The following is a 16,550-nucleotide window of genomic DNA, read 5'->3' as shown; positions in this document are numbered from 1 at the left end:
GCCTGCGAGCGTTGCTAAGGCGCGGCGAAACTGTGAGGATGGCATCGAAAACTCCCATGCGGGTGGTTGCATGGGGGTTTGACGCGTGGGCGCGCGTTCTATTCCGGCCGGCCAATCACATAAATGTCAGCGGCCAAACGAGGCGGTTCAGCCGCGCCCGTCCACCGTCGGCCGCCACACCAGCAGCCTGCGCTCAACCAGCGTCACCCCGAAATCGATCAGGATGACGAAGACCGACAGCACGAACATGCCGGCGAAGACGCCGGCGACGTCGAACACGCCCTCGGCCTGCTGGATGAGATAGCCGAGCCCCGCCGCCGATCCCAGATATTCGCCGACGACAGCGCCGACCACGGCGAAGCCGACCGAGGTGTGCAGCGAGGAGAACATCCAGGACAGTGCCGAGGGCCAATAGACGTGCTGCATCAGCTGCCGCTCGCTCATGCCGAGCATGCGGCCGTTATCGAGGACGGTGCGGCTGACCTCCTTGACGCCCTGATAGACGTTGAAGAAGACGATGAAGAACACCAGCGTCACGCCGAGCGCGACCTTGGACCAGATGCCGAGGCCGAGCCACAGCGCGAAGATCGGCGCGAGCACGACGCGCGGCAACGCGTTGACCATCTTCACGTAGGGATCGAACACCGCGGCGACGATCGGCTGGCGCGCGAACCAGAAGCCGACAAGAACGCCACCGAGCGATCCGATCACGAAGGCGAGGATGGACTCGGCGAGCGTGATGCCGAGATGCTTCCATATCACGCCGGAGGCGAACCATTTCACGATCTGGCTGAAGACGTCGAACGGGTTGGAGAAGAAGAACGGCGGCAGCAGGATCTTGCCGAACACGGGAACGGTCGACAGCACCTGCCACAGCACGATGCAGACGACCGCGACCAGGACTTGCAGCGCAAACAGCGTCGGGCGCGACATCAGACCGCCTCCGCCGCGTGAGTGGATTGCGCGTAACCCTTCATCACCTCGTCCTTCAGCACGCTCCAGATCTCGCGATGGAGGGCGTGGAACTCCTTGTCGAGCCGCACCTCGAAGATATCACGCGGGCGCGGCAGGCTCACGCGCCAGTCGCCGATGATCCGCGAGGACGGCCCGGCCGACATGATCACCACGCGATCGGCGAGCGCGATCGCCTCTTCGAGATCATGGGTGACGAACAGCACGGCCTTGCGGTCGGCGTTCCAGAGGTCGAGCAGCAGATTGCCCATCACCTGGCGGGTCTGCGCATCGAGCGGCCCGAACGGCTCGTCCATCAGCAGGATCTTTGGATCGCGGATCAGCACCTGGGCCAGTGCCACGCGCTTGCGCTGGCCGCCGGAGAGCATGTGCGGATAGCGGCCGGCGAAGGCGCCAAGACCAACCGAGGTCAGCCATTTCTGCGCCCGCGGCAGCGCCTCGGCACGCGGCGTGCCTTTGATCTCGAGCCCAATCGCGACATTGTCGAGCGCGGTCTTCCAGGGGAACAGCGCATCGGCCTGGAACAGGTAGCCGGCATCCCGGTTCAGCCCTGCCAGCGGCCGGTCGAAAATCTTGACGTTGCCGGCGGCAGGCTTGAGCAGACCGGCCGCGACGTTGAGCAGCGTCGATTTCCCGCAGCCGGTCGGGCCGACGATGGCAACGAACTCGCCCTGTGCCACCGTAAGATGCGCCTTCTCCACCGCCGTATAGACCCGCCCGTCCCCGAGCCGGAACGCAACCTTGGCATCTTCCAGCGCCACTGCCGTGGGCGTTGTCATGTGTTCCCTCCAACTTGATCCGATGCCTTAGCCGCTCGCGCCGCCAAGTTCAATCAAGCCGCCAAGCGTGCTACGCATGGGCTCTTGCCGTGCTCTTACCCTCCCCTGGAGGGGGGTCGGTGCGCATGAAGCGAAGCGGAATGCGGACCGGGGTGGGGTGACGGTCCCTCCACGTCCAACACCGCCCGCGTTGAGAGATCACCCCACCCCGCCCGCGCTGCGCGCGAGCGACCCTCCCCCTCCAGGGGAGGGTAAGGAAGAGCGAGCCGCGTCGAATGCCTTCCAAGCTGGCCATCAGCTACGCCCACGTCACCAAGAGCTTTGGCCTGCTCAAGGCCGTGGATGACGTCTCGCTCGACATTGACGAGGGCGAGTTCGTGGCCATCGTCGGCGGCTCGGGCTCGGGCAAGACCACGTTGCTGCGGCTCGCCAACCGGCTGATCGAGGCCGATGCCGGCACCATCACGGTCGAAGGCGAGGACGTGCTAAACGTCGATCCGGTCGCACTGCGGCGACGGATCGGCTATGTCTTCCAGAGCGGCGGGCTATTCCCGCATTTGAGCGTCGCCGACAATATCGGGATCACGCCAAGATTGCTGGGCGCGCCAGCGGCGGATATCGCGGTGCGGGTCGACGAGCTGCTCGAGCTCGTGCAGCTCGACCGCAGCGCCCATCGCGACCGCCTCCCCGAAGCGCTCTCGGGCGGTCAGCGGCAGCGCGTCGGAGTGGCGCGGGCGCTGGCGGCGCGCCCGCGCATCGTGTTGATGGACGAGCCGTTCGGCGCGCTCGATCCCCTCACCCGCGATGCGCTCGGTGACGACTATCGCGCGCTGCACAAGAAGCTCGGCCTGACCACCGTCATGATCACGCACGACATGACCGAGGCCATCCTGCTGGCCGACCGCATCGCGGTGATGCGCGGCGGCAAGCTGCTGGCGCAGGGCACACCGGCGGAGCTGTCCAAGAGCAGCGACGCCTATGTGCTGGAGCTGCTGCGCACGCCGCGGCGCCAGGTCGAGCGGCTGAACGCGCTGCTGCCGCAGAGCGGTGCGGCATGAGCCTCCTCAATGATCCGCGCTGGGGCGAGGCGCTGGCGCATTTGCCCGACTATCTCGGCAACCATGTGCGGGTGAGCCTCGCCGCGCTGGCGCTCGGTCTCGCGGTCAGTCTGCCGCTGGCGATTCTCACGCGCAACAGCCCGGCGCCGCGCGCGGTCCTGCTCGCGCTCGCCAGCGTCGTGCAGACGGTACCGGGGCTGGCGCTGCTTGCACTGTTCTATCCGCTGCTGCTGCTAGCTGCCTCGGTCACGCTCTCCTGGTTCGGCGTCTCCTTCTCCGCGTTCGGCTTCCTGCCGGCGATGCTGGCGCTGGCGCTCTATTCGATGCTGCCGGTGCTGCGCAACGGCATCACCGGCCTCAACGGTATCGATCCGGCGCTGATCGAGGCTGCCAAGGGTGTCGGCATGACCGCGCGGCAGTCGCTCGTCATGGTCGAACTGCCGCTGGCACTGCCGGTGATGATGGCGGGCATCCGCACCGCCGCGGTGTGGGTGATCGGCACCGCGACGCTCTCGACACCGATCGGGCAGACCAGCCTCGGCAATTTCATCTTTGCCGGGCTTCAGACCCAAAACTGGGTGTTCGTGCTGTTCGGCTGCCTTGCCTCGGCACTGCTGGCGCTCGCCGTCGATCAGCTGCTCGGCCTGATCGAAAGCGGCTTGCGCCGGCGCCGCCGCGTGCGCACCGCGCTCGGCGGTATTGGAATTGCGGCGCTGGTCGCCACGACGCTGGTGCCGACGATGGCGCGCTCGCCGCAAAACTATGTCGTCGGCGCCAAGACCTTTGCCGAGCAATATGTGCTGTCGGCCCTGCTCCGCGACCGCCTCCAGGCGGCAGGTCTCTCCGCCACTGCGCGGTCGGGCCTCGGCTCCAGCGTAATCTTCGAGGCGCTGAAGGCCGGCGACATCGACCTCTATGTCGACTATTCCGGGACGCTCTGGGCCAATCAGCTGCACCGCACCGACATCAAGCCCCGCGCGGAACTGCTGGCTGACCTGAAGACGGCGCTCGCCAAGCACAACATCACCCTGCTCGGCGAGCTCGGCTTCGAGAATGCCTATGCGCTGGTGATGCCGAGGAAGCGCGCCGAGGCGCTTCACATCCGCAGCATCGCCGATCTCGCCGCACACGCGCCGGCGATGTCGATGGCCGGCGACTACGAGTTCTTCTCACGGCCCGAATGGGCCGCCCTGCAAAAGGCCTATGGCCTCTCGTTCCGCGCCCAGCGCCAGATGCAGCCGGACTTCATGTATGCGGCGGTCGCCAGCGGCGAGGTCGACGTGATCGCCGGCTACACCAGCGACGGGCTGATCGCGAAATACGATCTTGTCGTGCTCGACGATCCCCGGCACGCGATCCCGCCTTACGACGCGATCCTGCTGCTGGCGCCAAAGCGCGCCGGCGATGAGAAATTGCAGGCCGCGCTCAAGCCGTTGCTCGGCAAGATCGACATCGCCACCATGCGCGAGGCAAACCTGCGCGCCAGCGGCAATGATGCGAATTCATCGCCGGATGCGGTGGCGAAGTGGCTGTGGGGGAAGGTGGGTGAACGTTAAGCTAGCATTTCGTAGGGTGGGCAAAGGCGCGTAAGCGCCGTGCCCACCACAACGGAATGGTGGGCACGCTTCCGCCTTCGCTCTCCGAGCTACGGCGGACAAGTCGCTTTGCCCACCCTACGATCTCTACGATTCTGGATGCCGGTCCTCACAGCCCCCGGATCATCCCGGCATTGATCAGCAGCCGATTCAACCGCCGCGCCTCAGCGCCGTCCTTGCAGCCGTAGAAGATGCCCTTGCAGCGGAGCATGATCTGCTTCTGTTCGGCGAAGGACGGATCGAGCGGGATGCCGGCGGCCTCCTGGATCACCAGCGGCAGATAGGGGCCGTCGACCGTGTCCATCACGGCCTCGGTTTTGACCGGCGCGAAATTGACGGCATCGATCGCGTAATAAGTCGCGTAGAGGCGCGGATCGTAGGCGTCGAGCTTCTTGCCGATCGCGCCCTCGTCGAGCCCGGGCTCGAGCAGGTTCGGCGCGAATTCCGGCTGATGATCGCCATAGCGCACGATCAGGAACGGCTCGCCCGGAAAGTTCTTCTTCAGCCCCGCGACGAACGCCTTGTACTGCTCGGCGCTCATCGCCTGGCGGCGCAGATATTCGTCGATGGACGGCACATTGCCCGGCGCACGCCAGCTCGGCAGCAGGTCCGGACGGTAGCGCGTCTCCCAGGGGAAATGATTGGCGCCGAGATAGATGAAGGTGAACAGCGGCTTGTTCGGCGGCTGCTGGCCCATCAGCTGCAGCGCCTTGTCATAGAAGAAGCTGTCGGGCTCGACATCCCTGGCGCCGAGGTCCTTCGCGTCGAGGAAGCGCTCGACGCCGGTCGTCAGCTGAAAGCTGCGCGCGCCCATGAAGCCGCCATGGGCGGGATAGAGCGACATCGTATCGTAGCCGCAGCGGCGCAGCGCCAGCGGCAGGCCGCGCTCGACGCGGTTCGAGGCGATGCGCGTCACGAAATAGGCGAAGCGGCCGAACGAACGCGAGGAGAGTCCCGCGAGCACGTTGTATTCGGTGAACCAGCTCGGCCCGCCATTGCTTTCCGCTAGGAAGGTGCGCTGCCTGCCGTCCCAGGACTTGAAATGGCTGCCATAACCTACCGGCACCTTGATGCCATCAGCGGCGCGGATGTCGAAGCTCGATTCATCATGGATCATGATGATGTTCGGCCGGCGGCCGGCGGGATGGCAGGCATCGACCAGCGGCATGTTGAGCCGCTCATTGGTCGAGGCCGCCGACTCCATGAAGCCGTATTGCGCGAAATCGGAGACCGCGGCGACGCCGGAGCGGAAGAACTTCGAGAGATAGCCGTCGTCGTAATAGCCGCGCCAGGCCTCATCAGGATGATAGAGCGAATAGCCGACCAGCGCGGCAAGACAGGCGAGCTTGCAGGCGAGCGCGGGCAGGCGCCGGATCCGGAACGGATCGAGCCACCACAGCGCGTACATCAGCGGCAGCGTGACGAGGCCGGCCCCGATCACCGACCAGCGCAGGTTCGGGAAGATCGTGAACAGGAACGCGACGGTGTCGCGGTCGATCATCATCAGGTCGATGAAGTTGACCGTCATCTGCACCACGTCGTGCTTGAGGCGCGACAGTAGCACCAGCACGACGACCATGGTCAGCGACAGCGCGCCCGACAGCGCCGGCCGCCGCAGCAGCGTGATCCAGAAGAAGTTGAGGATGCCCCAGGCCAGCGCGAAGGAGAGACGCGAGCCGAAATCGGTCTCGGTCTCGTACATCAGCGCCAGCGCGGCGAGATGCGGCACCGCGACCGCGAGCAGCCGCCAGATGCCGAGCGCGGCGACGCTCGCCAGCACGGCGGTGGCGGCAGAAGGACCTGGATTGGGCGCGGACGCCATCGACGACACGCAACTTCTGGTCCGGTGCGGTGATGCCAAGCCGTCGAGCCGGCCCCAACGGCTGCGGCGTCCGGCGCAGCCGGAAGCCTGCACCGTGTCACAAAACTGTAACGGAACCGTCACGGGCAGGCAACGCGATCCGGCGTCCGACCTTCGCTTAATGTTAGCAACGCGCGAATGTGCCGCACGCTTCGGCGCATCTCATTCAACACCGCCCTCACCCTGAGGAGCCCGCGCGCCTCCTCCACCATGAGGGTCGGATGGCTAGGCCTTCGCGATCCCGGCGATGAACAGGTCGATCACCGCTTCCGCCATCCGGTCGACCTCGCCCGCCGCCACGCCCCAGCGCGGAAAGTGGCCGTCCAGATTCATGCGGGCGAAGCCATAGACCAGGGCGCGGCCGGCGATCTGGATGCGCTTGAGGTCGGCCGACCGCAGGAGGCCTTGGCTAGCGGCGTCAGCCAGCATCTGCTCGGTCAGCGCGATCAGCTCGGCATTGTCGCGGGTCAGCTCCTTGGAGCTGCCATGGGCGAAATAGCGCCCGGTGGAGATGATCTCGAAATGCGCGGGGTTGCGCATCGCCCAGCGCAGATAGGCAAGGCCGAAGGCGCGGAAGCGGCCGAGCGGATCGGCGGCCGGCGCCTCGCCCAGCGCCACCTCGATCTCGGCGCGAAAGCGCCGCTGCGCCTCCTCGGCCACCGCCGCCATGAGGGCATCGCGGTTCGGGAAGTGCCGGAATGGCGCCCCCGGCGACACCGCGGCACGGCGCGCAGCCTCGCGCACCGAGACCTCGGCCCCCTCTTCTGCCAGTTGCAACGCGGCATCGATCAGTACGCGGCGGAGGTCGCCGTGATGATAGGGCCGGGCTTCAGCGCTGTTGCGGCGGGCACGCGGTTTGGACGGCTGTCGGGCGGGCATGGCGCTTCCTAGAGCATGATCCGGAAAAGTGCGCAGCGGTTTTCCGAAAAGGTCATGCTCAAACAATAACCTAAAGCGCGATGACGAATCATCCTGATCTCATCGCGCTTTAGCATCACCTGAACGGGAATGTAAGCAGCGATTACACCGTTGACGGCTTCGCGGCAGCGAAATGTAATCGATGGTTACATAACGGAGGAGATTGCCATGTCACGACGTCAAGGCTGGTTCGAAGGCTGGCGGCTGCTCGTCGTATTCACCCTGAGTCTGATCGCGCTCAGCCTGTGGATCGCCTCGATGCGGCAGTTCGAGGTCGAGGGCGTGCGCATGGTGATCCGTTTCACGGCGCGCAGCTCGCTGCTGCTGTTCTGCCTCGCGTTCAGCGCCGCGGCTTTGGCCCGGCTGTGGCCCAACGGCTGGACGCGATGGCAGCGCCGCAACCGCCGTTATCTGGGCCTCAGCTTCGCCGCCTCTCACGCCATCCACGCGGTCGCGATCGTCGCCTTTGCCAGCATGGATCCGGCCGGCTTTGCCGAGGCCACCTCAGCCGCCTCCTTCATCTTCGGCGGCATCGGCTATGGCTTCATCATCGCGATGAGCGCGACCTCGTTCGACCGCACCGCGGCGCTGATCGGGCCGCGCGCCTGGCGCGCGCTGCACCTTGCCGGCGGCTATTACCTCTGGTTCCAGTTCATGGTGTCGTTCGGCAAGCGCGTGCCGGCGATGCCGCTCTATGCCGCGTTCCTCGTTCCGCTGCTCGTCGTGATGGCGCTGCGGCTGATCGCAATGGCCGCGCGCCCGCGCGGGCAAACCGTGGCGGCGGGCTGACGAGCCTGCCTCACTGCGGCAGCAACCCGAGCCGCTTGGCGATGATGCGATCGAGCGTCCGTTTCGGCAGCACGGCGCCGATCAGATGGCGCAGCGGGTCCGGCGTGATCTGGTAGCGCACCTTGGGGCTTGCCGCGGTCAGCGCCTCGAACACGATTTCGGCGATGCGCTCGGCCGGCAGACCCTTAGCGCCGAGCTCCATCATGAACGCCATGACCTTGTTCAGCGCCGGCAGATAGGGCGAGTTCTGGTAGACGGACAGATCGATCTCTTCCGCCTTGCTCCAGATCGGCGTCTTGACCGCACCGGGGGCGACGATGATGACGTCGATGCCGAACAGCATCAGCTCGCGGCGGAGGCTTTCCGACAATCCCTCGATGGCATGCTTGGAGGTACAGTAAGGCGCCGACAACGGATTGCCGTTCCTGCCGGCGACCGAGCTGATCATTACGATCCGCCCCTTTGGTCCCTTCAGCGACGGGTCGGCGCCGAGCAGCGGCCCGAAAGCCTGCGTCGCGATCACGGGGCCGATGACGTTGACGTCCATCTGACGGCGGAAATCATCCGCCGACAATTCGAGCACGGGGCCGGCGACCGCGACGCCGGCATTGTTGACGAGGCCGGCCAGGGTCTCGCCGCCGAGCGCCTCGCGAACTCTTCGCGCAGCAGCGAGGACTGCTGCCTCGTCGGTGACGTCGAACAGAAGCGCCGTGAAGTTTGGGCCGAACTCACCCTGGAGCCGCTCGGCATCGGCCTGCTTGCGAACGCTGCCGAAAACGCGATAGCCGCGGCCGATCAGGAATTTCGCAACGGCCCAGCCGATGCCGGTAGACACGCCGGTGATGACGACGGATCGCATGGTCCCCTCCCCCTCTAGTTCCCGGGATCATGCAGGAGAAGGGCGCACGAGCGCAATGGACGGGGGGTCTCAGGCCGCGCAGCGACGGCGCTTTCCACGCAAGCGAGGCGCCGCAAGAAGGTGCAGCGGATGCGGAATCTTAGGATGAAGTGGCACGCGAACGGCGCACAGCGAGACGAAGCGCGCGATGAGACAGTGAATGAAGAGCCGAATCTTTGACTCTGAAGACACTGAGCTTTTGGCGATCGCGGACGTCCCAAGAAATTCTGAGAAGCGACGCGAGATCAAGAATGTGGTTTAAGCGTCAGTTCTTGCTGCTCGGAGAGCAATTCAACTCGCGAAGAATTTGAATGAAGCAGCAATGCTTCGCGCGAGATGGAAGAGCGAGACCGCCATTTGCGATCTCGCTCCAAGGTAGTGGCGAAGGTTTAAGATTTGGTTTGGCGAGCGAAGCTTGTGTTTTCGCTCTCGTGTCCGACGCGGCGTAAGCGATGCGCCGCGTCTCGACGACGGCTCAGTTCTTCGACTTGTCGACCAGCGCGCCCTTCTTGATCCAGGGCATCATGTCGCGCAGCTTGGCGCCGACTTCCTCGATCGGGTGCGCGGCGAGCTTGGCGCGGGTCGCCTTGAACGAGGTCTGGTTGACCTTGTTCTCGAGCATCCAGTCGCGGGCGAACTTGCCGCCCTGGATGTCCGCCAGAACCTTCCGCATCTCCTTCTTGGTCTCGTCGGTGATGATGCGCGGACCGGTGACGTACTCGCCGTACTCGGCGGTGTTGGAGATCGAGTAGTTCATGTTGGCGATGCCGCCTTCATAGATCAGGTCGACGATCAGCTTCACTTCGTGCAGGCACTCGAAATAGGCCATCTCCGGGGCGTAGCCGGCCTCGACCAGGGTCTCGTAGCCGCCCTTGATCAGCTCGACCAGACCGCCGCACAGAACCACCTGCTCGCCGAACAGGTCGGTCTCGCACTCTTCCTTGAAGGTGGTCTCGATGATGCCAGCGCGGCCGCCGCCGACGGCGGAGGCGTAGGACAGGCCGAGGTCATGGGCGTTGCCCGAGACGTCCTTGGCGATCGCGATCAGGCAGGGCACGCCGCCGCCGCGCTGATACTCCGAGCGCACGGTGTGGCCGGGGCCCTTCGGCGCGATCATCAGCACGTCGAGGTCGGCGCGCGGGTCGAGCAGGTTGAAGTGGACGTTGAGGCCGTGCGCGAACACCAGGGCGGCGCCCTTCTTCATGTTGTCGTGCAGGTGGTCACGATAGATGTCGCCCTGGAGCTCGTCCGGGGTCAGCATCATGACGAGGTCGGCCCATTTGGCGGCCTCGGCGACTTCCATCACCTTGAAGCCGGCGGCTTCCGCCTTCTTGACCGAGCCCGAGTCCTTGCGCAGCGCAATGGCGACTTCCTTGACGCCGGAGTCCTTCAGGTTGAGCGCATGGGCATGGCCCTGGCTGCCATAGCCGACGATGGCGACCTTCTTGCCCTTGATCAGGTTCAGGTCGGCGTCGCGATCGTAATAAACACGCATAGTCGTTTCCTCGTTGCGGGCCGAAATCGGCCGATGGTCAGTGTCCGAAGGGTGAAATTTGCGGATTTCGGGGGCTGTCTAGAGCATTTCGGCCCCTTAGGGAAACCCGTTTCTGCATGGAAATCCGCGACATCATGCATCCATGAAAACGGGGTAGAGGGAGGCGAGCAGCAGGATTGCCATCAGGATATTGAAGGCGCGGACCAGCCGCTCGGAGGTCAGGACGGGCCGCAGGGCAGTGCCGAACAAGGCCCAGACCACGGTCGAGACGGTGCCGACCAGCAGGCTGATCAGGGTCTGGATCGCGATGTTGAGGGGGAATTGGGCGATCGCCGCATAGGCGGTGATGGTGCCGATCACGATCACCCAGCCCTTGGCGTTGATCCACTGGAACATGGCCGCGCCCCAGAAGGTCATCGGGCCGCGACCATCCTCCTCGCCCGGCTTGGCCGGACCCGACATGGCGATCACGACGGCGAGGTAGATCAGGTAGGCGGCGCCGGCATATTTCAGGATGGTCTGGAGGATCGGATAGGCCAGGAAGACGGTGCCAAGCCCAAGGCCGACGGTGGCGACCATGAAAGCAAAGCCGAGAACGATGCCGACGATGTGCGGGATGGTGCGGCGGAAGCCGTAGGTGAGGCCCGACGACAGCAGCATGATGTTGTTCGGCCCGGGCGTGAAGTACATCACGGCCATGAAGGCGAGGAAGGCGTAGAACAGCGAATAGGTCATCATCACCTCACGCGGTTTTCTGCAGCGCTTGCGGGCGCCTGGCCAGCACCATCACCGCGATGCCGCCGATCACGGTCAGCATGCCGGCGAGGCGCAGCGGGCCGAACCGTTCGCCGAACACGATGCTGGAGGCGGCGGAGCCGACGAACGGCACCAGCAGTGCGAACGGCACCACTTGTGCAGCCGGATAGTCGCGCAAGAGGCGGCCCCACAGCCAATAGGCGATGCTGGTCGAGATGGCGCCGAGCATCAGCATGCAAAGGGCCGACGTCAGCGACATGTGCGTCAGCGAGGCCCAGGTCGTCGCCGGCCCGTTGGCGATCAGCGCCAGCGCGAACAGCGGCACGGCCGAGGCGAGGCACAGCCAGGCGAACAGATCGAACATCGGCGCGCCGCGGGCGCCGCGCAGCAGCAGATTGCCGACGGCAAAGCTGACCGGCGAGATCATCAGCACCGCGAATGCGCCGACGCTGAAATCATAGCCGACGGTGCCACAGATCATCAGAAGACCGGCCGCGGCGATGACAATGCCGAGCGTCTGTAGCGGCGTCGGGCGCTCGCCGAAGACGATCGCGGCGAGCCCGATGGTGAATAGCGCCTGGCTCTGCACGACGACGGAGGTCAGCCCCACCGGCACGCCGTGGGCGATGCCGTAGGCCTGCGACAGGAATTGGCCGAGGAACAGCGTGAAGCTGATCGCGATCAGCAGCGACCAGGCGACCTTCGGTTTGGGAATGAACAGGCACGGCGCCGCGGCGATGGTGAAACGCATCGCCGTCATCAGCTCCGGCGATAACTCGTCGAGCGCGATACGGCTCGCCACGAAGGCAAGCCCCCAGATGATCGCCACCAGGAGGGCGATGAGGATGTCGGCCGGCTTCATTGTTGTTTCCGGTTCTGCCTTGTCGTGCAGCCCTGTTTTTTGTTCTGGTCTAGCCTTGCTCGCCGGCCTTTACGTGGAAGAATTGGGTTTCCGCAGCAGATACGTGCCGTGCATCGGCGCGTGGTAATCGGCCGAGACCAGTGTGAAGCCGACATCGGTCAGCATCCGCTCCATCACCCAGCCGAAGGTGGAATACTCGTCCCGCATATGCGTCACCACGCCCCCGCGGGAAAAATCGTGGTTCTTGATGTGGAAGTCAGCCCATTGCTCGACGTCGCGCTCGATCGCATCGGGCATCGAGGCGTAGACGATGTCGCGCAAATAGAAGCTGCCACCGGGCTTGAGCGCACGATAGATCCGCGACATCGCCACCGCCTTCCAGAAATCCGGCAGATGGTGCAGCGTGAACTCGCTGACGATGAGGTCATAGGATTCCGGCCGGTAGGCGAAGCTGAGCAAGCCGGCGGACTGGGTGCGCACGGGCGCCTTGCGGTCGCGGGCGTAGATCTCGGCGAGCGCCAGCATCGCCGGCGAGATGTCGATGGCGTCGACCTCGGCGCCCATCAGCGCGGCTTCGGTGGCAAGCACGCCGTTGCCGCAGCCGATATCGGCGACGCGCCAGCCGCGCTGCACCCCGAGCATTTTCAGCGCGGCGCGCGCCCGCAGGTCGGCATCGTCATGGTTGTCGTAGATCGAGGCCACAGCGGGCTCGATCCCCATCCGGTTCCGCTCGTTGTAATACCAGTCGCGCGCCAGCATGGTTCACATCCCTTCAGGCCCGCGACCGATCGCGGCAACGCCAGTGCGCGACACCTCGACAAGGCCGAGCGGGCGCATCAGGTCGATAAACTGATTGATCTTGTCCGTGTTGCCTGTGATCTCGAACACAAAGCTCTCGGTAGTGGCGTCGATCACGCGGGCGCGGAACGCATCCGCGAGCCGCAGCGCCTCGACCCGATGCTCACCCTGCCCGCGCACCTTGACCATCGCCAGCTCACGCTCGATCGAGCGCTTGGTCTGGGTCATGTCGACGACGCGGTAGACCGGGATCATGCGGTCGAGCTGGTGCTTGATCTGCTCGATCACCATCGGCGTGCCCGTCGTGACGATGGTGATGCGCGACAGGTGCTTCTGGGCCTCGGTCTCCGAGACGGTGAGGCTCTCGATGTTGTAGCCGCGCCCCGAGAACAGGCCGATCACGCGCGCGAGCACGCCAGGCTCGTTCTGCACGAGCACCGCGAGCGTGTGCGTCTCGTTGGGATCGTGACGGTCCTCGATGAAGTAAGCGGATGCAGGCTGGCTCATTGTCGTCCCCCTGGTTCTTCGTCATGCCCCGCGAAGGCGGGGCATCCAGTAATCACCGGCGTCGAGATTCCCACGACAGCCGCGGCGTACTGGATCGTCCGGTCAAGCCGGACGATGACAGCGGTGTATTTGGCGAGCGCTCGCGTCATCATGCGATCACCCATCGCTTGAACAGATCGAAATCGATATTGCCGCCGGACAGCACGAGACCGACGCGCTTGCCCTTCAGCTTGCTCTTTTCTTGCAACGCCGCGGCGAGCGCGGCTGCGCCGGCGCCTTCGGCGAGATTATGCGTGTCGGTCCAGTAGGCGCGAATGGCGGCGGCGACCTCGTCGTCGGTGACCTGCACGATGCGCGAGGCGCCCTTGCGGATCAGCGCCAGCGCATCCTCGTCAGGGATACGTGTCGCCATGCCGTCGGCGAGCGTATTGGCCGTCTCGGTCGTCACGATCGTGCCGGCCGCGAATGACAGCGCATAGGACGGCGCTTCCGTCGACTGCACGCCGACGATCTCGGTCTTCAGGCCCAGCAGATCGCGCGCCATGATGCAGCCGCAGATGCCGGAGCCCTGCCCGATCGGCACATAGAGGATGTCGAGATCGGGCGCCGAGCGGAACAGCTCGAGCGCGTAGGTCGCAACGCCCAGCACGAGGTCCGGGTGGAACGACGGCACCATGTGGAGCCCTGCGAACTGCGCGCGGCGCTCGGCCTCCTCGCGGGCGGCCTGGAAATCCTCGCCGTGCTCGACCAGCTCGGCGCCGAACGCCCTCATCGCCCGATTCTTCTCGACCGAATTGCCTGATGGCACGTAGATCACCGCGGGCACGCCGTGTCGGCTCGCCGCGAATGCGAGACTCTGGCCGTGATTGCCGCGCGTCGCCGAGATGATGCCTGGCGTGTTCGGCCGCTCGCGCTTCAGCCGGTCGAGATAGACCAGCCCGCCGCGCACCTTGAAGGCGCCGATCGGCGTATGGTTTTCGTGCTTGACGATGACCTCGGTGCCGAGACGCTCAGCGAGCAGCGGCCAGCCGCGCGCCGGCGTCGCCGGCACCGCCTGCCCCACGATCGCATGTGCGCGCTCGAGCTCCGTCAGGTCGAACATCGTAGGCCTTCCATCCACCGTCTCTCGCAGCTGTCATCCCCGCGAAGGCGGGGATCCAGTATTCCAGAGGCCCCTGAGATTGATCGAGAGGCCGCGGCGTACTGGATCGCCCGGTCAAGCCGGGCGATGACAGCGGAGTTTGTGACCATCACGCTCACACCAGCGCCTTGCCGCCGGCGAACGCCTTCGCCGTCGCCTCGTCATTGGCCTGCTCGGGCAGCAGCATCTCGTTATGCGCCTTGCCGGAGGGGATCATCGGGAAGCAGTTTTCGAGAGCCGCGACACGGCAGTCGAACAGCACCGGGCGCTTGACCGAGATCATCTCCTTGATGGCGCCCTCGAGATCGGCGGGCTTGTGCACCTGCAGGCCGACGGCGCCATAGGCCTCCGCGAGCTTGACGAAGTCCGGCAGCGCCTCCGAGTAGGAATGCGACAGCCGGTTGCCGTGCAGCAGCTGCTGCCACTGCCGCACCATGCCCATGTACTGGTTGTTGAGGATGAAGATCTTGATCGGCAGCTCGTACTGAACTGCCGTCGACATCTCCTGCATCGTCATCTGCACCGAGGCATCGCCCGCGATGTCGATGACGAGGCTATCGGGATGGGCAACCTGCACGCCGACCGCGGCCGGCAGGCCGTAGCCCATGGTGCCGAGCCCGCCCGACGTCATCCAGCGGTGCGGCTCCTCGAAACCGTAGAACTGCGCCGCCCACATCTGGTGCTGGCCGACCTCGGTCGTGATGTAGGTGTCCTTGCCGCGCGTGGCCTCGAACAGGCTCTGGATCGCGTGCTGCGGCAGGATGACGTCGTTGCTCTTCTTGTAATAGAGCGAATTGCGGGCGCGCCACTGCGTGATCTGCTGCCACCACGACTTGATGTCCGGCTTCTTCGCCTCCGCCTTGAACACCTGGATGATGTCGCCGAGCACGTTGCCGCAGTCGCCGATGATCGGCACGTCGACACGGATGTTCTTGTTGATCGAGGACGGATCGATGTCGATGTGGATCTTCTTCGAGCCGGGCGAGAACGCATCGACACGGCCGGTGATGCGGTCGTCGAAGCGCGCGCCGACGCACAGCATGACGTCGCAATCATGCATCGTCATGTTGGCCTCGTAGGTGCCGTGCATGCCGAGCATGCCGAGCCAGTTCTTGCCCGAGGCCGGATAGGCGCCGAGCCCCATCAGCGTGGAGGTGATCGGGAAGCCCGTGACTTCGACCAGCTCGCGCAAGAGCTTGGTGGCCTCCGGGCCGGAATTGATGACGCCGCCGCCGCTGTAGATCACCGGACGCTTGGCATTCGCGAGCAGCGAAACGGCTTTCCGGATCTGCGTCGCATCGCCCTTCACGCGCGGGGCGTAAGAGCGGTGCACGTCGGATTTGCGCGGCGGATGATAGGTGCCGGTCGCGAACTGCACGTCCTTGGGCACGTCGACCAGCACCGGGCCGGGACGGCCCGAGGTGGCGACATAGAACGCCTCGTGCAGCACCTTGGCGAGATCGTTGACGTCGCGGACCAGCCAGTTGTGCTTGGTGCAGGGCCGCGTGATGCCGACCGTGTCGCATTCCTGGAAGGCGTCGTTGCCGATCAAATGCGTCGGCACCTGGCCGGAGATGCAGACCAGCGGGATCGAGTCCATCAACGCGTCGGTCAGCGGCGTCACCATGTTGGTGGCGCCGGGGCCGGAGGTCACCAGCGCAACGCCCGGCTTGCCGGTCGAGCGCGCATAGCCCTCGGCGGCGTGGCCCGCGCCCTGCTCGTGGCGGACCAGGATGTGCTGGACCTCGCTCTGCTGGAAGATCTCGTCATAGATCGGAAGCACCGCGCCGCCGGGATAGCCGAAGATGTCGGTCACGCCGTGATCGATGAGCGCGCGGACGATCATCGCGGCGCCGGTCATCTGGTTCGGATCGTGGCTCTTGTCGCTCATTGGCTTGCTCCGGATGCGCTGTTGTCAGCGGCTTTCGTTCTGGGTTCGGGAAATAAAAAAGGCCCCGAAGAGGGCCCATGCACACCGCCTGTCTTGTGGATGGCAGCTAGCCACCCCCGGCGGTGTGCCTGGGTACGACGGCGATAAGGAGTTTGGTAATAATGTTACGCATGGCAGGTGCCCGGCTTCCCAAAGGTTGCGCGAAACATAACGGCCAAAGCCTGGATGTC

General features: G+C 65.2%; 14 protein-coding genes and 1 pseudogene. 3 read left to right on the top strand and 12 right to left on the bottom strand.

Features of this window, described 5'->3' with window-relative positions:
• Window positions 1–147: 147 nt before the first annotated feature.
• Window positions 148–933, bottom strand: a complete 786-nt coding sequence (locus tag QA642_RS11755) for an ABC transporter permease (protein ID WP_283084810.1) — start codon at window positions 931–933, stop codon at window positions 148–150.
• A complete protein-coding gene (locus QA642_RS11750; RefSeq protein WP_092212534.1) occupies window positions 933–1,751 on the bottom strand; it encodes an ABC transporter ATP-binding protein in 819 nt (272 codons plus the stop codon). The genes QA642_RS11755 and QA642_RS11750 overlap by 1 nt, the downstream gene beginning before the upstream one ends.
• 275 nt (window positions 1,752–2,026) lie before the next feature.
• On the opposite strand from QA642_RS11750, the gene QA642_RS11745 reads away from it, so the two are divergent.
• On the top strand, window positions 2,027–2,809 hold the full coding sequence (locus tag QA642_RS11745) for an ABC transporter ATP-binding protein (RefSeq protein WP_283084809.1): 783 nt from the start codon (window positions 2,027–2,029) through the stop codon (window positions 2,807–2,809).
• Window positions 2,806–4,365 (top strand): glycine betaine ABC transporter substrate-binding protein, encoded by a 1,560-nt coding sequence (locus QA642_RS11740; RefSeq protein ID WP_283084808.1) that lies wholly within the window; start codon window positions 2,806–2,808, stop codon window positions 4,363–4,365. The genes QA642_RS11745 and QA642_RS11740 overlap by 4 nt, the downstream gene beginning before the upstream one ends.
• A gap of 148 nt (window positions 4,366–4,513) precedes the next feature.
• Here the strand turns inward: QA642_RS11740 and QA642_RS11735 are convergent, their stop codons facing one another.
• The gene (locus tag QA642_RS11735) at window positions 4,514–6,226 is read right to left on the bottom strand and encodes a sulfatase-like hydrolase/transferase (protein ID WP_283084807.1); all 1,713 of its coding nucleotides are present in this window, start codon (window positions 6,224–6,226) and stop codon (window positions 4,514–4,516) included.
• Between the two features lie 264 nt (window positions 6,227–6,490).
• A complete protein-coding gene (locus QA642_RS11730; RefSeq protein WP_283084806.1) occupies window positions 6,491–7,144 on the bottom strand; it encodes a TetR/AcrR family transcriptional regulator in 654 nt (217 codons plus the stop codon).
• 207 nt (window positions 7,145–7,351) lie between these two features.
• Between QA642_RS11730 and QA642_RS11725 the strand changes: the two genes are divergently transcribed.
• Window positions 7,352–7,972 (top strand): hypothetical protein, encoded by a 621-nt coding sequence (locus QA642_RS11725; protein ID WP_283084805.1) that lies wholly within the window; start codon window positions 7,352–7,354, stop codon window positions 7,970–7,972.
• A gap of 10 nt (window positions 7,973–7,982) precedes the next feature.
• Here QA642_RS11725 and QA642_RS11720 read toward each other — a convergent pair whose 3' ends face one another.
• The 8 genes and pseudogenes from QA642_RS11720 to QA642_RS11685 form a co-directional block, all read right to left on the bottom strand.
• Entirely contained in the window at window positions 7,983–8,831 is an 849-nt protein-coding gene (locus tag QA642_RS11720) for an SDR family oxidoreductase (RefSeq protein WP_283084804.1), read from the bottom strand.
• Between the two features lie 514 nt (window positions 8,832–9,345).
• Window positions 9,346–10,365 (bottom strand): ketol-acid reductoisomerase, encoded by a 1,020-nt coding sequence (ilvC, locus tag QA642_RS11715; RefSeq protein WP_027560506.1) that lies wholly within the window; start codon window positions 10,363–10,365, stop codon window positions 9,346–9,348.
• Window positions 10,366–10,497: 132 nt separating this feature from the next.
• Window positions 10,498–11,100, bottom strand: coding sequence for a LysE family translocator (locus QA642_RS11710; protein ID WP_283086858.1), 603 nt, complete (start codon window positions 11,098–11,100; stop codon window positions 10,498–10,500).
• 7 nt (window positions 11,101–11,107) lie between these two features.
• On the bottom strand, window positions 11,108–11,983 hold the full coding sequence (locus tag QA642_RS11705) for an EamA family transporter (protein WP_283084803.1): 876 nt from the start codon (window positions 11,981–11,983) through the stop codon (window positions 11,108–11,110).
• A gap of 49 nt (window positions 11,984–12,032) precedes the next feature.
• Window positions 12,033–12,742 (bottom strand): annotated as a pseudogene (locus QA642_RS11700) (class I SAM-dependent methyltransferase).
• A gap of 3 nt (window positions 12,743–12,745) precedes the next feature.
• Window positions 12,746–13,288: an acetolactate synthase small subunit gene (gene ilvN, locus QA642_RS11695; RefSeq protein WP_283084802.1), complete on the bottom strand. Its 543-nt coding sequence runs from the start codon at window positions 13,286–13,288 to the stop codon at window positions 12,746–12,748.
• A 148-nt stretch (window positions 13,289–13,436) separates the two neighbouring features.
• On the bottom strand, window positions 13,437–14,390 hold the full coding sequence (locus QA642_RS11690) for a threonine dehydratase (protein WP_283084801.1): 954 nt from the start codon (window positions 14,388–14,390) through the stop codon (window positions 13,437–13,439).
• A 154-nt stretch (window positions 14,391–14,544) separates the two neighbouring features.
• Entirely contained in the window at window positions 14,545–16,320 is a 1,776-nt protein-coding gene (locus tag QA642_RS11685) for an acetolactate synthase 3 large subunit (protein WP_283084800.1), read from the bottom strand.
• Window positions 16,321–16,550: the final 230 nt, after the last annotated feature.

It is taken from the genome of Bradyrhizobium sp. CB2312 (assembly GCF_029714425.1).
Classification (GTDB): Bacteria; Pseudomonadota; Alphaproteobacteria; order Rhizobiales; family Xanthobacteraceae; genus Bradyrhizobium.
Note: the sequence above shows the minus strand (reverse complement) of the source record. Positions and strands in the feature narration are given on the sequence as shown.